The 19,284-nt window shown below is 52.9% G+C and carries 20 protein-coding genes; 11 read left to right on the top strand and 9 right to left on the bottom strand.

What is annotated here, in order from left to right; all coding sequences use genetic code 11:
• Positions 1-400 precede the first annotated feature (400 nt).
• Entirely contained in the window at positions 401-2,545 is a 2,145-nt protein-coding gene (gene thrS, locus CGZ75_RS23875; protein ID WP_245851129.1) for a threonine--tRNA ligase, read from the top strand.
• Between the two features lie 58 nt (positions 2,546-2,603).
• Entirely contained in the window at positions 2,604-2,786 is a 183-nt protein-coding gene (locus CGZ75_RS23870) for an aspartyl-phosphate phosphatase Spo0E family protein (RefSeq protein ID WP_089526928.1), read from the top strand.
• A 286-nt stretch (positions 2,787-3,072) separates the two neighbouring features.
• Here the strand turns inward: CGZ75_RS23870 and CGZ75_RS23865 are convergent, their stop codons facing one another.
• A complete protein-coding gene (locus tag CGZ75_RS23865; protein ID WP_089526927.1) occupies positions 3,073-3,921 on the bottom strand; it encodes a hypothetical protein in 849 nt (282 codons plus the stop codon).
• 133 nt (positions 3,922-4,054) lie between these two features.
• Here CGZ75_RS23865 and CGZ75_RS23860 point away from each other — a divergent pair, with 133 nt between their 5' ends.
• The 4 genes from CGZ75_RS23860 to CGZ75_RS23845 all read left to right on the top strand — a co-directional run bounded on the left by CGZ75_RS23860 (position 4,055) and on the right by CGZ75_RS23845 (position 7,971).
• Complete coding sequence (locus CGZ75_RS23860; protein WP_176445002.1) at positions 4,055-4,822, top strand: YdcF family protein; 768 nt, start codon at positions 4,055-4,057, stop codon at positions 4,820-4,822.
• A 131-nt stretch (positions 4,823-4,953) separates the two neighbouring features.
• Positions 4,954-6,957 carry a Na+/H+ antiporter gene (locus CGZ75_RS23855; RefSeq protein WP_089526925.1) on the top strand — a complete coding sequence of 668 codons (2,004 nt, stop codon included), beginning with the start codon at positions 4,954-4,956 and terminating at the stop codon, positions 6,955-6,957.
• 112 nt (positions 6,958-7,069) lie between these two features.
• The gene (locus tag CGZ75_RS23850; protein ID WP_245851127.1) at positions 7,070-7,567 is read left to right on the top strand and encodes a GNAT family N-acetyltransferase; all 498 of its coding nucleotides are present in this window, start codon (positions 7,070-7,072) and stop codon (positions 7,565-7,567) included.
• Complete coding sequence (locus CGZ75_RS23845) at positions 7,558-7,971, top strand: hypothetical protein (RefSeq protein WP_089526924.1); 414 nt, start codon at positions 7,558-7,560, stop codon at positions 7,969-7,971. The genes CGZ75_RS23850 and CGZ75_RS23845 overlap by 10 nt, the downstream gene beginning before the upstream one ends.
• Before the next feature lie 95 nt (positions 7,972-8,066).
• Here the strand turns inward: CGZ75_RS23845 and speD are convergent, their stop codons facing one another.
• The 5 genes from speD to CGZ75_RS23820 form a co-directional block, all read right to left on the bottom strand.
• A complete protein-coding gene (gene speD, locus CGZ75_RS23840) occupies positions 8,067-8,873 on the bottom strand; it encodes an adenosylmethionine decarboxylase (RefSeq protein WP_089526923.1) in 807 nt (268 codons plus the stop codon).
• Positions 8,874-8,973: 100 nt separating this feature from the next.
• Positions 8,974-9,723, bottom strand: a complete 750-nt coding sequence (locus CGZ75_RS23835) for an ABC transporter permease (protein ID WP_089526922.1) — start codon at positions 9,721-9,723, stop codon at positions 8,974-8,976.
• A complete protein-coding gene (locus tag CGZ75_RS23830; protein ID WP_245851125.1) occupies positions 9,723-10,622 on the bottom strand; it encodes a glycine betaine ABC transporter substrate-binding protein in 900 nt (299 codons plus the stop codon). The genes CGZ75_RS23835 and CGZ75_RS23830 overlap by 1 nt, the downstream gene beginning before the upstream one ends.
• Complete coding sequence (locus CGZ75_RS23825; RefSeq protein WP_089526921.1) at positions 10,619-11,278, bottom strand: ABC transporter permease; 660 nt, start codon at positions 11,276-11,278, stop codon at positions 10,619-10,621. Before CGZ75_RS23825 ends, CGZ75_RS23830 begins: the two co-directional genes overlap by 4 nt.
• Positions 11,275-12,636: an ABC transporter ATP-binding protein gene (locus tag CGZ75_RS23820; RefSeq protein WP_089526920.1), complete on the bottom strand. Its 1,362-nt coding sequence runs from the start codon at positions 12,634-12,636 to the stop codon at positions 11,275-11,277. Before CGZ75_RS23820 ends, CGZ75_RS23825 begins: the two co-directional genes overlap by 4 nt.
• 297 nt (positions 12,637-12,933) lie before the next feature.
• Between CGZ75_RS23820 and CGZ75_RS23815 the strand changes: the two genes are divergently transcribed.
• From CGZ75_RS23815 to trhA, 4 genes are all read left to right on the top strand, one after another.
• The gene (locus CGZ75_RS23815) at positions 12,934-13,662 is read left to right on the top strand and encodes a thioesterase domain-containing protein (protein WP_089526919.1); all 729 of its coding nucleotides are present in this window, start codon (positions 12,934-12,936) and stop codon (positions 13,660-13,662) included.
• Positions 13,663-13,690: 28 nt separating this feature from the next.
• Positions 13,691-14,425, top strand: coding sequence for a pirin family protein (locus tag CGZ75_RS23810; protein ID WP_089526918.1), 735 nt, complete (start codon positions 13,691-13,693; stop codon positions 14,423-14,425).
• The gene (locus CGZ75_RS23805) at positions 14,422-14,775 is read left to right on the top strand and encodes a hypothetical protein (RefSeq protein ID WP_089526917.1); all 354 of its coding nucleotides are present in this window, start codon (positions 14,422-14,424) and stop codon (positions 14,773-14,775) included. Before CGZ75_RS23810 ends, CGZ75_RS23805 begins: the two co-directional genes overlap by 4 nt.
• Before the next feature lie 104 nt (positions 14,776-14,879).
• Positions 14,880-15,521 (top strand): PAQR family membrane homeostasis protein TrhA, encoded by a 642-nt coding sequence (trhA, locus tag CGZ75_RS23800; protein ID WP_089526916.1) that lies wholly within the window; start codon positions 14,880-14,882, stop codon positions 15,519-15,521.
• A 66-nt stretch (positions 15,522-15,587) separates the two neighbouring features.
• Here trhA and CGZ75_RS23795 read toward each other — a convergent pair whose 3' ends face one another.
• Together CGZ75_RS23795 and CGZ75_RS23790 are read right to left on the bottom strand one after the other, a co-directional pair.
• A complete protein-coding gene (locus CGZ75_RS23795; protein ID WP_176445001.1) occupies positions 15,588-16,079 on the bottom strand; it encodes an NUDIX hydrolase in 492 nt (163 codons plus the stop codon).
• Between the two features lie 31 nt (positions 16,080-16,110).
• Positions 16,111-16,752 (bottom strand): GntR family transcriptional regulator, encoded by a 642-nt coding sequence (locus CGZ75_RS23790; RefSeq protein ID WP_089526914.1) that lies wholly within the window; start codon positions 16,750-16,752, stop codon positions 16,111-16,113.
• Between the two features lie 513 nt (positions 16,753-17,265).
• Between CGZ75_RS23790 and CGZ75_RS23785 the strand changes: the two genes are divergently transcribed.
• Positions 17,266-18,471, top strand: a complete 1,206-nt coding sequence (locus CGZ75_RS23785; protein ID WP_089526913.1) for an ornithine--oxo-acid transaminase — start codon at positions 17,266-17,268, stop codon at positions 18,469-18,471.
• On the opposite strand, the gene CGZ75_RS24915 is transcribed toward CGZ75_RS23785, so the two are convergent.
• On the bottom strand, positions 18,445-19,194 hold the full coding sequence (locus CGZ75_RS24915) for a hypothetical protein (RefSeq protein WP_176445000.1): 750 nt from the start codon (positions 19,192-19,194) through the stop codon (positions 18,445-18,447). The two genes, CGZ75_RS23785 and CGZ75_RS24915, sit on opposite strands and share 27 nt — an antisense overlap.
• Positions 19,195-19,284 lie beyond the last annotated feature (90 nt).

Below are 19,284 nucleotides of genomic sequence, written 5' to 3'. Positions count from 1 at the left end.
GCTTGACTCGTCTCTGTCCATGCAGGTAAGATAAGGCAAATCTCATTCTTCAGTGAGCCATGACCAGAGACAAGATCCCCTTTGCGGGCCGCCCAGAGAGAGAAGCGATTGCTGCGAGCTTCTTCGGTGCCGGATGTGAGGATTACCCCTCTGATAGCTGCGAGACTGAACCCGCCTGCAAGTGCCGGTGGCCGTAAGTCTGCCGGTCTGTCCCCGTTATCGGACGCCAATGAAGGACCTTTCCGGCTGCTGGGGCATCATGCCCTATAGAGCTCATGCCGTGTGAAAGGTCGAATCAGGGTGGAACCACGGGTCCTTTAGCGCGCTCGTCCCTTCTCGGGATGAGCGCGTTTTTTGTGTTGCTATCCGCAACAACATTTAGAAAGGAGGAGCAGAGCATATGGAAAACAAGAAAGCCAAGAAAGCCAAGGAAGCCAAGGAAGCTCAGAACATTGGGAAAATGCAAGAGAGCGGGAGCAATGGGATAGTCGAAGAGAGTGTGAGCAGAGAAGAAGTGCAAGAGAGTCGGAGCAACGGGAAAGTCGAAGAGAGCTTGAGCAGAGAAGAAGGACAAGAGAACCGGAGCAACGGGAAAGTCGAAGAGAGTGTGAGCAATGGAAAAGGGCAAGAAATTAGCATCGCATTGCCAAGCGGAAGTGTCAGGAGGTACCCAGCCGGAACGACGGTCGCGCATGTGGCAGATTCGATCCGCCCTGGCCTTCGAAAGCAGGCGGTAGCGGGCAAAGCCAGCGGCAGGCTAGTCGATCTTTCGCATCGGCTAGAGCAGGACGGCGATCTGGAGCTGGTGCTGCCGGACAGTCCGGAAGGACTGGAGCTGCTGCGGCATAGTGCGGCCCATATTTTAGCGCAAGCGCTGAAACGGCTGTACGGTGAGCAAGGCGTGAAGCTTGGCATCGGGCCATCAATCAAGGATGGCTTCTACTACGATGTGGAGCTGGCGAACCCGCTCTCTGCAACTGATCTGGCCGAGATCGAGAAAGAGATGGAGCGTATAACGCAGGCTGATCTGCCGTTCCAACGTCGCGAGGTCAGTCGAGAAGAAGCCGAGATACTGCTGCTGGACCGCGGAGAACTGCTCAAGTTGGAGCTGCTGCAGGAACTTCCGGAGGATGCAGCCATTACGATGTACAGCCAGGGCGAGTTCGTCGACCTGTGTCGCGGCCCTCATTTACCGTCAACAGGCCGTCTCAAAGCGTTCAAGCTGCTGAGTGTAGCTGGCGCTTACTGGCGTGGTGACTCGAATAGTCGCGTGCTGCAGCGGATTTACGGAACGGCTTTTTGCAAAAAATCGCAGTTAGACGATCATCTGAAGCTGCTGGAGGAAGCTCGCAAGCGTGATCACCGCAAGCTCGGTAAGGAGCTTGGGCTGTTCATGTTCTCGGAAGAGGCGCCGGGCATGCCCTTTTATCTGCCAAATGGCATGGTAATTCGCACGCAGCTGGAGGAGTTCATTCGCGAGTTGCAGCGGCGCCGTGACTATGAAGAGGTTCGCACACCGCTGCTCATGAATCGCAGGTTATGGGAGCAGTCCGGTCATTGGGATCACTACAAAGACAATATGTATTTCTGTGATGTCGACGACACGCCGTATGCACTCAAGCCGATGAACTGTCCAGGCCATATGCTCGTGTTCAAAAATAGTCTGCGATCTTATCGTGAGCTGCCAATCCGGCTGTCTGAATTCGGGCACGTGCATCGCCACGAGTTCTCGGGCGCTTTAAGTGGCATAATGCGGGTTCGCTCGTTTTGCCAGGATGATGCGCATCTGTTCGTGCAGCCGGAGGGGATCGGCGAGGAAATTCGCCGGGTCATGGATCTCATCGACTATGTTTACAGCGTGCTAGGTTTCACGTACAGGCTGGAGCTATCGACGCGGCCGGAGGACAGCATGGGTTCTACTGAGCTATGGGAGCAAGCGGAGGCTGAGCTGCGAGATGTGTTGGACAGCCGGGGAGCGGAGTATCGGTTGAACGAAGGCGACGGAGCCTTTTATGGGCCGAAAATAGACTATCATATTCTCGACGCGCTTGGCCGGAGCTGGCAATGCGGCACAATCCAGCTCGACTTCCAGATGGCGGAAAAGTTCGATCTCACTTACATCGGGGAGGACGGGGGCAAGCATCGCCCTATCATCATTCACCGCGCCGTTTACGGCTCGATCGACCGGTTCATAGGCATCCTTACGGAGCATTTTGCAGGGGCTTTCCCGCTCTGGCTCGCTCCTGTGCAGGTGAAGCTGTTGCCGGTGTCCGATGTCCAGCTGGATTACGCGTTACAGGTGAAAGAACAGTTGGTAGCGGCGGGTATTCGTGCTGATGTGGATGGTAGGAGCGAGAAGCTCGGCTATAAAATTCGTGAGGCACAGCTGCAAAAGGCTCCGTATATGCTCATTTTGGGCTCGTCAGAGGCGGAGTCGGAATTGGGGGAGGTATCCGTGCGCCGGCGTGGTGACGGCGACATCGGAACGATGCCTTTGAGCGCATTGCTGGAACGACTGAAAAAGGAAATCAATTGTAAAATTTAATGAAAATATATGGAAATATATCCTTTGCCTGCCGATAGTAGAAGCAGGAGGGATTGCCATGGACATGAATTTGACCCGGATCCGGGATACGATTGAGCGTAAACGCTTGGAGATGATTCAGGCCGCTGAGCGATGCGGACACCGGACAGAGCATGTGCTGCGGCTGTCCCAGGAACTTGACATGCTTCTGAATGAATATGAGCGGCTTCGACAGAGGCGCGAGGTCTGGCTCGTTTCGTGAAAGGGGCAAGGGAAGTGAATGAAATTCCCGTTCAGGGAAATGAATGAGCTCCGCTCGAGGGGAATGAATGAAGCTCTCGTTCGAGGGAAATGAATGAAGCTTCCGCTCGAGGGAAATGAATGAAGTTCCCGCTCGAGGGAAATGAATGAAGCTCCCGCTGAGTAGCGGTTGAGCATTTGAGGGTAGTTAACCCGCAGAGCCTCTAGGGGCGTCTGCGGGTTTTTGTTTTTGGGGCTGATTGCCGGGCGCTGCACGTCGTAAGTGAGCTCAAGTAGCTGAAGCTACTTTAAACGCTCCGAATGCGCGCGGGAAGCGTGAGTAAGTAGTCGAAGTTACTTGAATCGCTCCGAATGCGCGCGGGAAGAGTGAGCAAGTAGTCGAAGTTACTTGAATCGCTCCGAATGAGCGCCGAAAGCCTGAGCAAGTAGTCGAAGTTACTTGAATCGCTCCGAATGAGCGCCGGAAGCCTAAGGAAGTAGTCGAAGCTACTTGAATGGCTCCGAATGAGCGCCGGAAGCCTGAGTAAGTACTCGAAGTTACTTGAATCGCTCCGAATGAGCGCCGGAAGAGTGAGCAAGTAGTCGAAGTTACTTGAATCGCTCCGAATGAGCGCCGGAAGCCTGAGTAAGTAGTCGAAGTTACTTGAATCGCTCCGAATGAGCGCCGGAAGAGTGAGCAAGTAGTCGAAGTTACTTGAATCGCTCCGAATGAGCGCCGAAAGCCTAAGGAAGTATTCGAAGCTACTTGAATCGCTCCGAATGCGTGCTGGAAGCCTGAGCAAGTAGTCGAAGTTACTTGAATCGCTCCGAATGCGCACCGGAAGCCTGAGCAAGTAGTCGAAGCTACTTGAATCGCTCGGAATGTGCGCCGAAAGCCTGAGCAAGTAGTCGAAGCTACTTGAATCGCTCGGAATGCGCGCTGGAAGCCTGAGCAAGTAGTCGAAGTTACTTGAATCGCTCCGAATGCGCACCGGAAGCCTAAGGAAGTAGTCGAAGCTACTTGAATCGCTCCGAATGCGCGCCGGAAGCCTGAGGAAGTAGTCGAAGTTACTTGAATCGCTCCGAATGCGCGCCGGAAGCCTGAGGAAGTAGTCGAAGTTACTTAAGAAACCCCAACGAAAATCTAATGTGAGCATGTGACTTTGCTGCATGCGAAGCTGAAGTAGGCGAGTACTCGTTATTCCAGATATAGGATATATCCCATCTGTAGAATGAATCAGATCGGCGATCCGACCGGGGATGGGGAATGTAAGGGGTGTGGAACAGCGCATGAAGCAAACCATGAAGCAAACCTCCGTGGATGGAAGAGGCGGCGAGAGTAACGAGCCTCCAACCCAAAAACCGTCAATACTCAAGCGAGCGCTGTTTGCTGCGGCCGATGTTTTGGCCGTGATTACATTGGTACTCGCAGGTATGGCCTGGACTATCTGGTCCTATGGTTATGACAATAGTCGCAATGCGGATGGCGTCTTGGGGGATGCTGTGGCTGGAGCTCCAGGAAATACTCTGATTGGAGCTCCTGCGGATGCTCCGTGGAATGTTCGGGCAGACGCAGCAATTGTTCTCGACGCGGCGGCATGGAACTGCAAGCCTTCGCCGGTGCTGAGGGAGCCGATCGAAGAGTCGATCCAGCTGTACCGGGCAGGCATGGTAGAGGCTCTTATTTTTACCGGAGGTATTGGCACCGGGGACCGTTGCTCTGATGCTGAAGCGTCGCGTGAATACGCGCTGCAGCAAGGTATCCCGCCACATAAAATCCTCCTAGAGTCGAAGTCGCGCATAACGGAGGAAAATCTGCGGAACGCGATGGAGGTGGCGCAGCGGAGCGGCTTCAGCCGCTTTTATGTCGTCAGCGACCCACTTCATATGAAGTGGGCCATGTGCGTAGCGGAAAATCTAGAGATGGATGCCCGCCCGGCTCCGACATCAACGAGCGCTCATCGCAGCTTGCGGACGAAGCTCCCTTTTCTAGCGCGCGAGACGTTTTACTGGGCGGCTTATGAAATTAGCCGATTCCTTCCGAAGCAGCTCCGCTAATTCTCAATGCACTCAGAGTTCCATTTCACAATGCACTCAGAGTTCCATTTTTGCCGCAAGTGCAACTTATGCTAAAGTAGTAAGATATCGCCGAATTCGGCTACATGTTTACTTAAGGAGCTTGATGGTACATGGAAATTCTGCTGCTCGTGCTCGTGCTGCTTGTGCTAATCGGCGCATCCAATGTCGTTCAACGGTTAGTTCCATTCCTGCCGGTGCCGATCATTCAGATTGCGCTGGGTATTGGAGCTGCTTATCTACCAAGCCTACATCATGCTCCGCTCAACCCGGAGCTGTTTTTTGTGTTGTTTATCGCGCCGCTTCTATTCAATGATGGCCAAATAACGCCGAGGGAAGATTTATGGCGGCTGCGCACGCCGATTCTGCTGATGGCGCTCGGACTCGTTTTCGCCACAGTGCTCCTTGCCGGGCCGTTCATTCACTGGATGATTCCGGCGATTCCGTTGTCCGCAGCCTTTGCGCTTGCGGCGATTCTATCACCGACCGACGCGGTAGCGGTCGGCTCAATATCTAGCCGTGCCAAGCTGCCGGGCGGCATTCAGCGGCTGCTTGAGGGTGAAGCGCTCATGAATGATGCTTCCGGTCTCGTGGCATTCAATTTTGCGATTGCGGCTACCGTAACCGGTTATTTTTCACTGACTACCGCTGTTGGCAGCTTTATCGTTATTGCCCTTGGCGGACTAGTGCTTGGAGCGGTGCTTGGTTTTGCCGCCGTCTGGTTGCGGGTGTGGCTGCGCCGCTGGGGCATGGAAGATGTGACGGTTCATGTGCTCATTCTGATTCTGACACCGTTTTTAGTGTTTTTGGCGGCAGAGCATCTGCATGTGTCCGGCATTCTTGCCGTCGTTGCGGCAGGTATTATGCATGCGGTCGAACGCGACCGTGTCGGCCCTGCGAACATCCGGCTTAATGTGGTGGCAAACAGCACGTGGTCCGTTATTTTGTACTGCTTGAACGGACTTGTGTTCATGTTACTCGGCCTGGAGATTCCGGGTGTTATTTCGACGATCTGGGAAGATCCGAGCTATAACAACGGTCAGGTCATCGGCTATATTTTGACGATCACGGTTCTGCTCCTTCTGTTGCGTTTCGTGTGGGTATGGGTGAGTGAGCGCAGATGGAAAACGTCCCTGCTTACCGCACTTTCCGGAGTAAGAGGCGCCGTCACACTTGCGGGTGCATTTTCGATTCCGTTGCTGCTCGGCGACGGCTCTCCCTTTCCGGAACGCAATCTGATTCTGTTTATCTGCGCCGGAGTCATTCTGCTGACGCTCGTTGTGGCGAGTGTAGCGTTGCCGCTGCTCACCCGCGAGCCGGGAGCTGGGGCAAGCGGCAATGCCGAGGCGGCTGCTGCGGAGGCGGAACGCAGAGCGCGCATTTCCGTATTGGAGGCGGGGCTGCATACCGTGCGGGAAGAGATGCGCGAGGATAACGAGGCTGCAGCGTTGGAGCTTAAATCCGACTATGCCAAAAGACTGCAACAACTCAGACGCGGCCTATTAATCGAGTCGGAATTCCGCGTTGCCATCGTGCCGCTACGACTTGAGGCGCTGGAAGTTGAGCGCAAGCTTGCTCAAGAGTGGCTAGCCGAAGGGCGTATTAGCCCAGGGCTGGAAGCCGGGATACAGACCTCGCTTAACCAGATCGAGCTTGCTCTTACGAACCGCACGAAGCTGATTTTTTCGCTGGTGTACGGGTTTTTCCTGCGGTTGTTCAAGTTGCCGGGACGTTTTCGTAAAACCCGCCGTAAAGCACATCCCATCATGATGGCCTATGTCGAGTTCAAACAAGCCTCTATCGCCGCCGCGAAAAAGCGGCTTCGTGAGGTAGAGACCGAATATAGCCATGATCTCGTTATGGCGCTACTGAGTCATTACGAGGAGCTTGAGCTTCGTTTGCGCAACGCAGGGTTGTCCAAGGACGTAACGGTATCTGTAACTGACCGCCGCGAGCTGGAACAAAAGGCTGTCCAGGCCGAGCGCAACGAGATTCAGCGATTGTTCGAGGCAGGGGAAATCGATCGCAAACTTGCCGGAAAACTGCGAGTAGCTGTCAATTTCCGCGAAGCGAGCCATTTTGAGCTCGAACAGATGGGTACACATGTCTCGCATTAATTACACGAATATGAATTGCCAAAACGGAAATGGTATGCGTTTGTGAATTAACTAAACACCCCACGGTTTCAACCGTTGTGGAGGATCAAAGAATAGAAGGAGTGATATCGATTTGGAACGCGATGATTCCCGGCTGCAAGCTGCTGGTCCCAGCATCATGTCGATGAACATTAGCCACTATGGCGGAGCTTTTGCCCTATGGGACCGGACGGACGGCCTTGTGCTCAGCAAAGCAGACTCGCTGGAGGCCATTGCCGCTTATCTGGAGCGGAATCCCGGAATGAGCTTTGTATGTTTAAGCGGGGAGCGCGTCGTGGGAACAGTGATGTGCGGCCATGACGGCAGGCGTGGTTATCTTTATCATCTCGCCGTGGACGAGGAGTTCCGCGGGCTTGGTATCGGTCGTTTGCTTGCAGCGAGCTCGCTGGAGCGGCTTGGGGAAGCCGGGATTGAACGCTGCTTTCTCATGGTACTTGAGGATAACGAGGGCGGCGCGGAATTTTGGAGCAGGGCCGGTTGGGAGAGACGCAGCGGCATCCTGCTCTTTTCCAAAGATCCGGAAACAGCAGTCGATGGGACTAAGGAAGAGGAACACGCAGAATGCACTTGATGAGCAAAAAGAAGCTGCCGGCAAGCGGCAATCATAATTTCTTTAGGCGGGCTTCACGAGTGGTAATTCTCCTCGCGGTATTGCTTTCGCTTGTTTCCTGTACAGCGCCTCCGGTTTGGACCGGATCCAGTGACAGCTGGAAGGCGAGGCTGACTGTATCGGATAAATCGACTTTCATGTACAAGATTGACTACATCGGCCAAAAGGAGTTAATCAAGGGTTACAGGGTTAAGTTCCTTGGAGATAGGTTGAATTTCGAAAGCGCAAGCGACAAGCAGGTGCAGGCGCCGCCATTCTATATCAGCAGTCAAATTGCAACCAGCAAGGATAAGTCCGAAGAAAAAGAAATCCAACTTACGGTAATCTGGAACGACAAACAGGAGACGATGACGCTCCGCAAGTAGGGTGGTATCTCGTCCCGCATTCATTAGTCACTATTGACGACTCAAAAAACGGCGGCCACCACCAGTTAATTGCTGGATGGCGACCGCCGCTTTCTTTAACTTATATTTTTACCATAAAAAATCTCGTCCATCTCGCCCTTAAGCTTCTCGGTAATATCCGCCTGCTCCTCGGGACTAAGCTTATCCTTCGTATAACCGAACAGGTAGTTATTGAGATCGAACTGCTTGAGCTTACACTTGGTGTGAAAAATATTTTCCTGATAGACATTCACGTCGATCATCTGAAACAGTTCTTTGGCTTCATCGGGAATATAGTTCTGGATGGAGCTAATATCATGGTCGATGAACAGCTTATGTCCCATAATGTCCCGCGTGAACCCGCGTACCCGATAGTCCAGCGTCATAATGTCGGTATCAAAGGATGAGATCAGGTAGGTGAGCGCCTTGAGCGGGCTGATCTCGCCGCAGGTGGACACGTCGATGTCTGCACGGAATGTGCTAATGCCTTCATCGGGATGGTACTCCGGGTAGGTGTGGACGGTAATATGGCTTTTGTCCAGTTGCAGCACGACGTTGGAAGGCATGGGACCGGGAGACTCGTCAAAAGCTTCCATCGGCACCTCTACGACCGGCCCCTCCGATACGAGCAGAGTAACGCTTGCGCCTTGTGGCTCGTAATCCTGCTTGGCTGTATTCAAAACATGCGCGCCGATAATGTCGGACACATGATGGAGGATTTGGTTCAGTCTCTCCGAGTTGTACTGCTCATCGATATAGGCGAGGTAGGCTTCCCGTTCTTCCTTATTGCGGGTGTAGCAGATGTCATACATGTTGAAGCTGAGCGACTTGGTCAAATTGTTGAACCCATGCAGAGTTATGACTTGTTCATGCGTCAGTTTCATCCGGCTGTCCTCTCCTTTTGCAGCTTGCCCGCAAGGCAAGTTTTGTCCTCTTTTATTACCCGCCGCGCGCAATCTTACCCAGCACTAGGGTGTTAGGATATTAACCCTGCGCCTTCGGTACTGGCGGCACAGCTTTATCGGCTGCAGCTTTGCCGGAGGAGGAGCCGCCGGAGCCGCGCTTGCTACTCGCACGGGCGCTGCGATGCGCCGGATCGAGGCGTCGCTGAAGCGCGCCGAGGCCGATATCGGCGACAATCGCCAGCAGCGCCGCAGGAATCGCTCCGGCATAGATCCGCAGCGAGTTTTGGCCGTTGATCCCGGCGTACAACTCGCGTCCAAGACCGTCGCCGCCAACAAGCGGAGCGATCGTGGCGACGCCGATGGCGATGACGGCCGCGACGCGCAGGCCGGTCATCATATAAGGCAGCGCCAGCGGCACGCGCACGCGCCAAAGCTGCTGCCAGCGGTTCATGCCAACGCCGCGCGCCGCATCAATCAGGCTGCTGCTTACTTGCTGCAGCCCGACGTACGTATTGCGTACGATTGGATTCAGGGAGTACAGGAACAATCCTACGGTCACGGTCGTGTTGCCGAGTCCCATCCAGAGCATGAGCAGCACGAGCATAGCGAGAGACGGAAGCACCTGCAAAATACCGGTGATCGACAGGATAATCCGGGAGAGCCAGCGGCTTTTCATGCACAGGACGCCGAGCGGGACGCCGACCAGCAGGGCGAGCAGCACGCCGAGCGTTACCATTTGCACATGCTGCAGGAAATATTCCCCCATCAACCCCCGATTGCGCCAGAAATAGTCCACGAAATCGACGAAGTTAACACTGGTATCCGGCATTATTGAATCAGCCCCTTCTGCTTCAGAAAGGCGAGGGCGACCTCGCGCTCACTTTTTTTCTCGATGTCTACTTGATAGTTCAGATCGACCATTGTATTGATATCCATCATCCCGATGAGCGGCTGAATCGCCTCTTTTACGCCGGGATAACGCTCCTGCATCTCTTTGCGCATAACCGGTGATGCATCGTAAGGAGGGAAAAATTGCCGATCATCCTCCAGCGTTTTCAGCTGAAATGCCTTGAGCCGGGCATCGGTAGAATAAGCGAGTACGATGTCTACCTGTTCGTTTTTCACGGCTGTATACACGAGGCTGAGCTCCATCGGAAAAGCTTTGGCAAAAGTGATGCCGTATTCCTTCTGGAAAGCGGGATAACCGTCGCTCACTCGCTCCAGCCACGAGGTATCAACGCCGAAGCGCATGGTGGCGGCATCCGGCTTGATGTCGGAAATGGTTTTGTAGCCTTTTTCCTTGGCAACCTGCTCGCGTACCGTGAACGCGTACGTATTTTCGAAGCCGAGCGGGTCCATCCAGTCGAAGCCATAGTACTTATCGAAGCCTTCCTGAGCTTGGCGCAGCACGGCTGCACGCTCTTTGGTCTGCTCGATAGGGAAATGGTTATTGAAAATCTCTCCCGAATACAGTGTAGCCAGATCGATGTCTTCACGATCCAGCGCGTTTAATACGAGCGGACTAGCGGCCAGGTCGGGGATGACCTTCACCTCAAGCCCGGTTTTTTGCTCGATCAGCGTTTTGTACATTTCCGCCAAAATCTTGGTCTCGGTGAACGTCTGAGCGCCGATGATCAGATCGGGACGGTTGCCGCAGCCGGCAACGCCTGCCAACATCAGCGCGCCGAACAAGGGCAGGGCCGCTTTTCGCATAAATGCCTTGCTCATGCCGCAGCACCTCCCCGCATGCCGAAGCGACGGTTCAACAACGACTCCAGCCAGCCGAGCAGTAAATCAGCGACTAGCGCAAGCACGATGGCGCCGAGCGCTCCCGCTATAATGAGGTACGGCTGATTAACGCCCATGCCTGCCATGATAAGCTGTCCCAGCCCACCAGCTCCGACCAGGGTGGCGAGCGTCGTCCAACTGATGATATATACCGTCGTCAGGCGGACGCCGGACATAATATAAGGGAGTGCCAGCGGTAGCTGGACACGCAGCAAGCTTTGGACGGACGAATAACCGAGTCCGCGCGCCGCTTCCAGCACATGGGGATCAACAGAGCGGAAGCCTTCGTAAGTATTGCGCAGAACTGGCATGATGGAGTAGAGCAGCAGCGCCAGTATGGCCGGCTTCATCCCGATACCCATGAGTGGGATGAGAATGGCAAGCAAGGCCAAGCTTGGAATCGTCTGCAACAGATTGGCGATAAAAAAGACGATGCTGCTCAGCCAAGGCAGTCGACTATGGACGAGTAAAACGGCGAGCGGCAACGAGATCGCAGACCCTAGCGCTACTGCGACGAGGGAAAGCGTCAGATGCTCGCGCAGGGCGGTCATAATATCAGGCAGCCGCTCGATAAGGAAAGCGAAGAAGCCGCTCATGAGCGGGCCTCCCGACCGGACTTGCTATCCCGATCGTCGGAGTCATTTTCACGAACAGAGCTTGCTGGCTCAAGGCTTGGTACGCTGCTGCTTGGGGAACTATCCGGCTCCATCCCAGGAGTAATGTCTTTCCGTGCTTGTCCTGGCTCATCGTTTGGATTGTCCAATTGATCGTATTCCATCATCGGCAGCTGTTCAGCCAGATGGCGCACGACGCTGCCTCGCGTAATAAGGCCAATGAAACGGCCGCTTTCGTCGACTACGGCTACATTGTGCAGTCGATGTCCCGCAAGCAGCTCCACGGCTTGAGTGAGCGGCGTGCCGGACACAACGGAATAGCGGACAGGCAGCATGACGTCTGCTACGGTTTTGTCCTCATCACGGTAGCTATCCATCACATTGTAAATAGAAACGCTGCCTAGTAGCTTTCTCTGGCGGTCAACCACATACAGGGAGTCGACCTTGCGTCGCTCCATCGTACTGATCGCTTCGGCAAGGCCGCGGCTCGGATAGGTTACAGCAGGCTGCGTGATCATGACTTCATCGACGGATGGAGTATCTTGCATGACGGAGCCAAAATCAGAGCCGGCTTCCCGGTCCTGCGCTGAAGCCACGATAATTTGCTCCTGATCGAGCCGCTTTTGCCCGATGAAGCTTCGCACGAAATCATTAGCTGGACGGCGGAGGATGCGATCAGGTGTGTCGCTCTGAACAACTTCTCCATCTTTCATCAGCACGATGCGATCGGCAATTTTGAGTGCTTCATCCATATCATGGGTGACAAACACAATCGTTTTGTGGAGTTCTTGCTGAAGCCTGGCAACATCTTCTTGAAGCTGCTCGCGGCTCATCGGATCAAGTGCGCTGAACGGTTCATCCATCAAAATGATATCGGGATCAGCTGCAAGCGCCCGCACAACGCCGACGCGCTGCTGCTGGCCGCCGCTTAGTTCAGATGGGTAGCGGTCGCGGTACAGCTCTGGTTTGAGCCCAACCATGTCCAGCAGCTCATCAACGCGGCGGGACATTTTGTCCGCGGTCCAGCGCTTAAGGCGGGGAACGATGGCCACATTGCGGGCTATAGTCATATGAGGGAACAGGCCGACACTCTGAATGACATAACCGATGCTTCGGCGCAGCTCCACCGGATCGATGGACAGAATGTCGCTGCCGTCGATCTTGATTGAGCCGCTTGAAGGGGAAACGAGACGATTGATCATCCGCATTGTGGTCGATTTACCACAGCCGCTCGGCCCGATAAGCACGGTCATTTCGCCTTTTCGGAACTCCAGATTAATATTTTTGAGGGCGTGGAAGCCATCATCGTACATTTTGTTCACATTTTGAAACTGAATCATGATGTCTTAACCTCCGTATTGCACTAGGGCATGATTTACGACCAAATTAAGTTTACAGTTGCGTACCGCGGCTTGAGCCGACAGAATTATACGCTAAAGGTTTCCTTTAACCGTTAGAGCGATATTTGAATCCCTTATGCCCTCAGGGTTGGTATCTAAAGTAAGTATGTTCCTGATGCTGGATGTTCATCCAGCAAGGCAAAATCCCTTAACGGGCGTGCGCTTAAGGTTCACTGCCGAATTGGCATACTGAAATCGGAACATGCTACAATTTACGAATGGAAAGGGGGCGAAGATATGGATCGGGATACCATGCCGTCCAAGCTGACGGTGTACCATGTCGCGGGCGTAGCGACCTATCCGTCCACCTTTGTTGAATGCCGAAAGCAGTTGGAGCGGATCCTCGCACTGCATGGCACGGAAGCCTCCTTTGAAACGCTATTCCCCTACGGCGATTATTCTCGCAGTATGTGGCGCCAAATATGGGAGGTTCGCTCCGATCTGACGCGCTTGGTGCTGCCAACGCGCATCGGCAGCAAAACGATGCTTCGCGAAATTGAGCGCTCGCATGAGGGAGGGCCGATTTTGCTTATTGGGCATAGCGGTGGCGGTGTGGCCGCCTATCAGACTGCCCGCATGTTGCTCCGTCAGGGCATTCCGCCAGAGGAGCTGCGCGTAGCCCAGATCGGCTCGCCGAAGGTGCCGGTGGATGACGCATTAAAGGCATCCGTCGGTTATTTCTACGCCGTGAATGCGGCCGGAAAGCCAGCCGATCCCATCACGCGAATAGGCAGCTGGGCCGGATGGGCAAGCGGCGGTTCGGGACGGGTTCCGGCATGGAGCCGTGCGCGCCATGCTCCAGGGCATATGCAGGGGCTGACGGTGATCGGCGGGCATACGAATTATTTTCGCCATCAGCTGCCCTATGTGGATGAGCGCTCGCTGAGCAATCTGGACAAAACCGTCGGAGCAATGGCCGAGTGGTTGAAGTCGAGCTATTTCTCAAGTACACTATTAAAAGGTTAGTAAATATAATGCGGAGGGGGCGACGCTCATGTATGAGATCCGTCGCAACGAGGAACGGTTCCACCGGGAGAACGACTGGCTGAAGAGCAGCCTTAGCTTCACCTTTGGGGATTATTATGAAGAAGAGAACCGCAGCTTCGGTCCGCTATGCGTGTTCAACGAAGATGTGATCGCAGGAGGCAGAGGTTTCGGGGCGCATCCGCATCGCGAAATGGAGATCGTCTCGGTCGTACTGAGCGGACATCTGAAGCATGAAGATAGTGCTGGCAACAGCGCAGTGACAACTTACGGCGGCGTGCAGCGCATGACTGCAGGCACTGGTATCGTACATTCGGAGGTCAATCCGGAGGCAGATGAGCCGGTTCATCTGTTGCAAATCTGGTTCACGCCGGAGACACGGCGGCTTGAACCATCCTATGAGACAAGCAGCTTCGATCCGAAGTCCGCGCATGGGCAGCTGCTGCCGATTGTATCGCGCGATGCGGCAGGACCTGGCACGGCGGGCATCCATCAGGATGTTACTATGTATCTGTCCGTGCTGGATGCGGGAGCGGCAGTAACCCATCCTACTCGCCCAGAAAGATTGATCTACCTGTTCGTCATCGACGGCAGCTTGGAGGCGCAAAGTATGGGTGAGCTGCAGAGCGGCGACACGCTGCGGGCGGACGGACTGTCAACACTGGAAGTTAAAGCTGGCTCAGAGGGAGCGAGAGTGCTGCTGATCGACATGGCAGCGGTGCAGGGTGGAGGCGAGCCATCATGAGCGAAAGACTTTTGATTAAACTTGTCGTTGGTCGTGTGCTCGTGGATACAACGGAGTTCAAGCTTCCTCTGCTCGTCGAGCAGGGCGGTCGCGGCTGGATCATTTCTGTAGGTGGACTTGGCAACCGCGAAGCGGAATATATCGGCGCCAACATTGACCAACTGAACTTTTTCCATTTTATTTCCGATGATTCTGACGATAATACCGATGATTCCGGTACCGAGATGAAGCTGATCCGCAAGTTCTGGCTGTATGATCTCGAGCGCCCATTGTATCAGTACGACCCAGCGACGGGCGAAGCAGTTTTTGAGGTAGACTCTCGCGTGGCTTATTCCAACGAGCGTGTGTAGACTTTTTGGACAAGGGAATCGTCTATAGCAAATGAAGCTCCAGGCAGTAACCGCCCAGACAGCGATTTCATATTGTGGAGCATGAAGGAAAGGAGGAGGGCTCTATGGCTAACACGCACACATACTCCCGCAGGGAAGAGGTTGCCAATGCGATCACGCATGGCATCGGCACAGCTCTCAGCATTGCAGCACTAGTGCTGCTGATTGTGTTCGCTTCATGGAAAGGGACAGCGATGCATGTCGTCAGCTTCACCATTTACGGGACGGCGATGCTGCTGCTGTATACCGCATCCACGCTTGTACACAGCTTTAGGGAAGGCAAGGTTAAGGACTTTTTTGAGGTGCTTGATCATTCGTTCATCTATGTGTTCATCGCCGGGACGTACACACCGCTAATGCTTCACACGATCGGCGGCAAGCTGGGCTGGACGCTGTTTGGCATCGTCTGGGGACTGGCCATCGCAGGTGTAGTGTTCAAGTCCTTTTTCGTCAAACGATTCCTGTTCACCTCGACGATCTTGTACATTCTGATGGGTTGGATGGTTGTGTTTGCCTGGGGCCCCCTCACCGAAAGCCTTGCGCCGACCGGCGTGACCTTACTGATTGCTGGAGGTTTGAGCTACACGTTTGGAACGATCTTTTACATGTGGCGCAGCTTCCCTTACCATCATGCCGTTTGGCATCTATTCGTGCTCGCAGGCTCGGTTTTGCATTTCTTTACGATATTGCTGTATGTTCTTCCTTAGGGACATTCGGGATTGTATACAAAAAGACAGCGGATCGAGATTTTCGACCCCCGCTGTCTTTTTTGATTAGGATTTAACCGTCCAATGATCCAGCCTTGTTAGTTCAACAGTAGGATCATTGTTGTCTTTCAGCCAACTCAGCGCTTGCATGACTAGCGGGGAACTATTATCAGAGGATAAGAGGTTAACATCGATCCATTCTGCTCCAACGGAATCGTTGTTTTGCATATCCATGCAACTTCCGACTTCGCCATCTACATACTGCACTTCGTAGTAGATGGCAATGTGATGAATATGCGTTGTCCCGCGCTTTGCTAACTCATAGGGAATGACATAATCGAGAGTACCGAGATTTCGGATAATGTTGATCCCGGTCCCTGTTTCTTCTTTGAACTCTCTGTGAAGCGCGTGGGCCAAGGGCTCATTGGTCTCAACGGTTCCACCTGGCAGGTCGTAACGGTTCGTGTAGGGACCGCCTTGCTTATGAACTAATAAGATTTTTCCCTCATGAATACAGATGCCGTACACACCAAGATGTCGATGCCAGATTTCCTCCATAGGATCCCTCATTACGGATTACGATTTGGGTTCAAATCATATCAAAATCGATAATTCGCCAATGATGCCGGATCGCCTGCTCCAAACGTTCCTTGTCCCTCTCCCGAAAAAGCTCTGCAATAAGGCGATGTTCGCTATTGACCTGCCTCAGCAAAGTCGCAAGCTTCTCCTTGTCATCGCTGGCATAGCTCTGGCGCATGAAGCCGTTTTTGAGCGAGTTAAGCGTATCGATGAGCGGCGTGTTGCCGCATTTGTTCTGGTAATATTCATGAAATTCCGACTGATGCGCGTAATAATCAGTAAATTCGTGAGCTTCGATATCCTCTTCAATCATATCGACTAAACGCTCCAATTTTTTGAAATCGCGCTCTTCCAGCAAGTCGCAAGACAGTGTCGCGGCGAGTGCATCAAGCGTGCCGAGCAAGAGAGAGTAATCTTCTTTTTTCTTGCTGTCAAACGCTTTTACCGTGAAGCCGCGCCGCGGCAGGTAATCGAGTAAATTATCCGACGAAAGCTGGAACAGAGCCTCCCGTGTGGGGGTGCGGCTAATCTCGAGCTTTTTGCATATTTCTGCTTCGTTAATTTTGGAGCCTGGCTGCAGGCGTCCACTCTGAATGCGCTGAGCAATATATTCATAAACATGATCTTTTAAGGATTGGTATTTGAGCTGCATGCCAAGACTCCTTTACCGCTTTATTTCTGTTAACTTGCCCGTTAGCCCAATATTGCATGGATATGCAATATTCTGTATACATCTTATCTACCGCCATCATATCACCGTGCTACGGCTTCATCAAGTAATTAAATGACCGAAATATGGAAGAAAGACGGGTTGTAGCCGTCCAATTTCGGAAGAGTCAGAATATTCGTTGTCGAGGGAAATGCTTTGTGTTATGATTACTGCCACAAGTACATTTTTTTTGAGGCAATGTGAATATTGTATACAAATTTCCGAAGAAAAATAACAAAACTGCAGGCACCCGGCTTTCACATTTGGAGCTTTCCACATTTGGGATGGGCTGGAAGGAATCATCCTCCAGCTTGGCGAATAGGATAGAGCAGCAAGAAGCTGACTTACAATTACAATACAGAGATCCGCCTGGATGCTCGATGAATCCAGGTTTTTTAACCGAATATTTTGTATACAGAATACAATATTCATAATTATGCAGACGGGAGAGGTTTTATGAACTCAGCACATACGATTGAAATCTCCGATAAGTACGCAGCGCATAATTATCATCCTTTGCCAGTTGTTATTGAGGAAGCTGAGGGAGTGTGGGTTAAAAGTCCAGAAGGAAAAAAGTATATGGACTTTCTCAGCGCTTATTCGGCGCTTAACCACGGGCATCGGCATCCGGCGCTCATCGCTGCACTCAAGAACCAGGCTGATCGCGTAACTCTGACCTCCCGGGCTTTCCATAGTACTGCGGCAGGAGAATTTTACGAAAAGCTGGCTGCTTACACGGGCAAAAGTAAAATCATCGCCATGAATACTGGTGCCGAAGCAGTTGAAACCGCTCTCAAAGCAGCGCGGCGCTGGGGTTATCGGGTGAAGGGTGTGCCAGATAATGAAGCGGAAATTATCGTCTGCAGCGGTAATTTCCATGGCCGCACTTTGGCGATTACTTCTTTTTCCTCACATGAGGAATACCGCAGCGGGTTCGGACCGTTTCTACCTGGCTTCATCATGGTGCCGTATGGCGACTTGGAGGCGATGGAAGCAGCGATAAGCGACCGCACTGCAGCCGTGTTAGTCGAGCCGATCCAGGGTGAAGCAGGCATTGTGCTCCCACCGGAAGGTTATCTTCGCGGAATACGAGAGTTATGCGATAGGCATCATGTACTGTTCATCGCTGATGAGATTCAGACCGGATTCGGCAGAACTGGCAAACCTTTCGCTTGTGATCGCGAGAATGTCACACCAGATTTGTATGTGATGGGCAAAGCTCTTGGAGGCGGTATTTTGCCGATCTCCGCAGTGGCCGCTGACGAAGAGGTGCTCGGACTATTCGAGCCTGGCTCTCACGGCTCCACCTTCGGCGGCAATCCGCTTGCCTGTGCGGTCGCTTCGGCCGCTCTGGATGTGTTGGAGCAGGAGGATCTTGCAGGCCGATCGCTGCGACTTGGTGAGCTCACGATGCAGCGTTTGCGGGAGATGGACAGTCCAATCGTCAAAGAAATTCGTGGCAGCGGTTTGTTCATCGGAGTGGAGCTGCACGGTCCGGCGCGTCCTTATTGCGAGCAACTGATGCAGCTTGGCCTGCTGTGCAAGGAAACGCATGAAAATACAATTCGCCTCGCGCCGCCCCTGACCATTACGGAGGAAGAGCTGGATTGGGCGCTGGAGCGCCTTCGCCTTGTATTAGTCGGCGAAGCGGCAAGCGAGTAGCATGAGCGGAAGTGCAGCGTTCAAGTAGCTTTGGCTACTTGAACTGCGGAATTTGGCTGGAAGTGGGTCGTTTAAGTAGTTTGAGTTACTTGAAAAGCGGATTTTAGTTGGAAGTGAGTCGCTCAAGTAGTTTGAGTTACTTGAAATGCTGAATTTGGTCGGCAACGAGTCGCTCAAGTAGTTTGAGCTACTTGAAAAGCGGATTTTAGTTGGAAGTGAGTCGCTCAAGTAGCTTTGGCTACTTGAAATGCGGAATTTGGCTGGAAGTGGGTCGTTCAAGTAGTTTGAGTTACTTGAAATGCTGAATTTGGTCGGAAATGAGTCGCTCAAGTAGTTTGAGTTACTTGAAAAGCGGATTTTAGTTGGAAGTGGGTCGTTCAAGTAGTTTGAGTTACTTGAAATGCTGAATTTGGTCGGAAATGAGTCGCTCAAGTAGTTTGAGCTACTTGAAAAGTGGATTTTAGTTGGAAGTCCAGCGTTCAAGTAGCTTTGGCTACTTGAAATGCGAATTTTGACTGGAAGTGGGTCGTTCAAGTAGTTTGAGTTACTTGAAATGCTGAATTTGGTCGGAAATGAGTCGCTCAAGTAGTTTGAGTTACTTGAAAAGCGGATTTTAGTTGGAAGTGGGTCGCTCAAGTAGTTTGAGTTACTTGAAAAGCGGATTTTAGTTGGAAGTGAGTCGCTCAAGTAGTTTTTTGAAACGTGAACTTTGCGCGTCAGCAAGCAGCTCAGTCAGTCACCGCGCCTATAGTACCGTGCAGTACGGGACCTAGAGCTCCCTTTTGCATATAGGAATGGAATCCCGCTTGTTTA

It is taken from the genome of Paenibacillus herberti (assembly GCF_002233675.1).
GTDB lineage: Bacteria > Bacillota > Bacilli > Paenibacillales > Paenibacillaceae > Paenibacillus_O > Paenibacillus_O herberti.
The sequence above is the reverse complement of the archived record's forward strand: the minus strand, read 5'-3'. Positions and strand labels throughout refer to the sequence as shown.

Coding starts and splice junctions, on each gene's coding strand:
- thrS (WP_245851129.1), top strand. CDS start 401: ATGGAAAACAAGAAAGCCAAGAAAGCCAAGGAAGCCAAGGAAGCTCAG.
- CGZ75_RS23870 (WP_089526928.1), top strand. CDS start 2,604: ATGGACATGAATTTGACCCGGATCCGGGATACGATTGAGCGTAAACGC.
- CGZ75_RS23865 (WP_089526927.1), bottom strand. CDS start 3,921: ATGCTCACATTAGATTTTCGTTGGGGTTTCTTAAGTAACTTCGACTAC.
- CGZ75_RS23860 (WP_176445002.1), top strand. CDS start 4,055: ATGAAGCAAACCATGAAGCAAACCTCCGTGGATGGAAGAGGCGGCGAG.
- CGZ75_RS23855 (WP_089526925.1), top strand. CDS start 4,954: ATGGAAATTCTGCTGCTCGTGCTCGTGCTGCTTGTGCTAATCGGCGCA.
- CGZ75_RS23845 (WP_089526924.1), top strand. CDS start 7,558: ATGCACTTGATGAGCAAAAAGAAGCTGCCGGCAAGCGGCAATCATAAT.
- speD (WP_089526923.1), bottom strand. CDS start 8,873: ATGAAACTGACGCATGAACAAGTCATAACTCTGCATGGGTTCAACAAT.
- CGZ75_RS23835 (WP_089526922.1), bottom strand. CDS start 9,723: ATGCCGGATACCAGTGTTAACTTCGTCGATTTCGTGGACTATTTCTGG.
- CGZ75_RS23830 (WP_245851125.1), bottom strand. CDS start 10,622: ATGAGCAAGGCATTTATGCGAAAAGCGGCCCTGCCCTTGTTCGGCGCG.
- CGZ75_RS23825 (WP_089526921.1), bottom strand. CDS start 11,278: ATGAGCGGCTTCTTCGCTTTCCTTATCGAGCGGCTGCCTGATATTATG.
- CGZ75_RS23820 (WP_089526920.1), bottom strand. CDS start 12,636: ATGATTCAGTTTCAAAATGTGAACAAAATGTACGATGATGGCTTCCAC.
- CGZ75_RS23815 (WP_089526919.1), top strand. CDS start 12,934: ATGGATCGGGATACCATGCCGTCCAAGCTGACGGTGTACCATGTCGCG.
- CGZ75_RS23810 (WP_089526918.1), top strand. CDS start 13,691: ATGTATGAGATCCGTCGCAACGAGGAACGGTTCCACCGGGAGAACGAC.
- CGZ75_RS23805 (WP_089526917.1), top strand. CDS start 14,422: ATGAGCGAAAGACTTTTGATTAAACTTGTCGTTGGTCGTGTGCTCGTG.
- trhA (WP_089526916.1), top strand. CDS start 14,880: ATGGCTAACACGCACACATACTCCCGCAGGGAAGAGGTTGCCAATGCG.
- CGZ75_RS23795 (WP_176445001.1), bottom strand. CDS start 16,079: ATGGAGGAAATCTGGCATCGACATCTTGGTGTGTACGGCATCTGTATT.
- CGZ75_RS23790 (WP_089526914.1), bottom strand. CDS start 16,752: ATGCAGCTCAAATACCAATCCTTAAAAGATCATGTTTATGAATATATT.
- CGZ75_RS23785 (WP_089526913.1), top strand. CDS start 17,266: ATGAACTCAGCACATACGATTGAAATCTCCGATAAGTACGCAGCGCAT.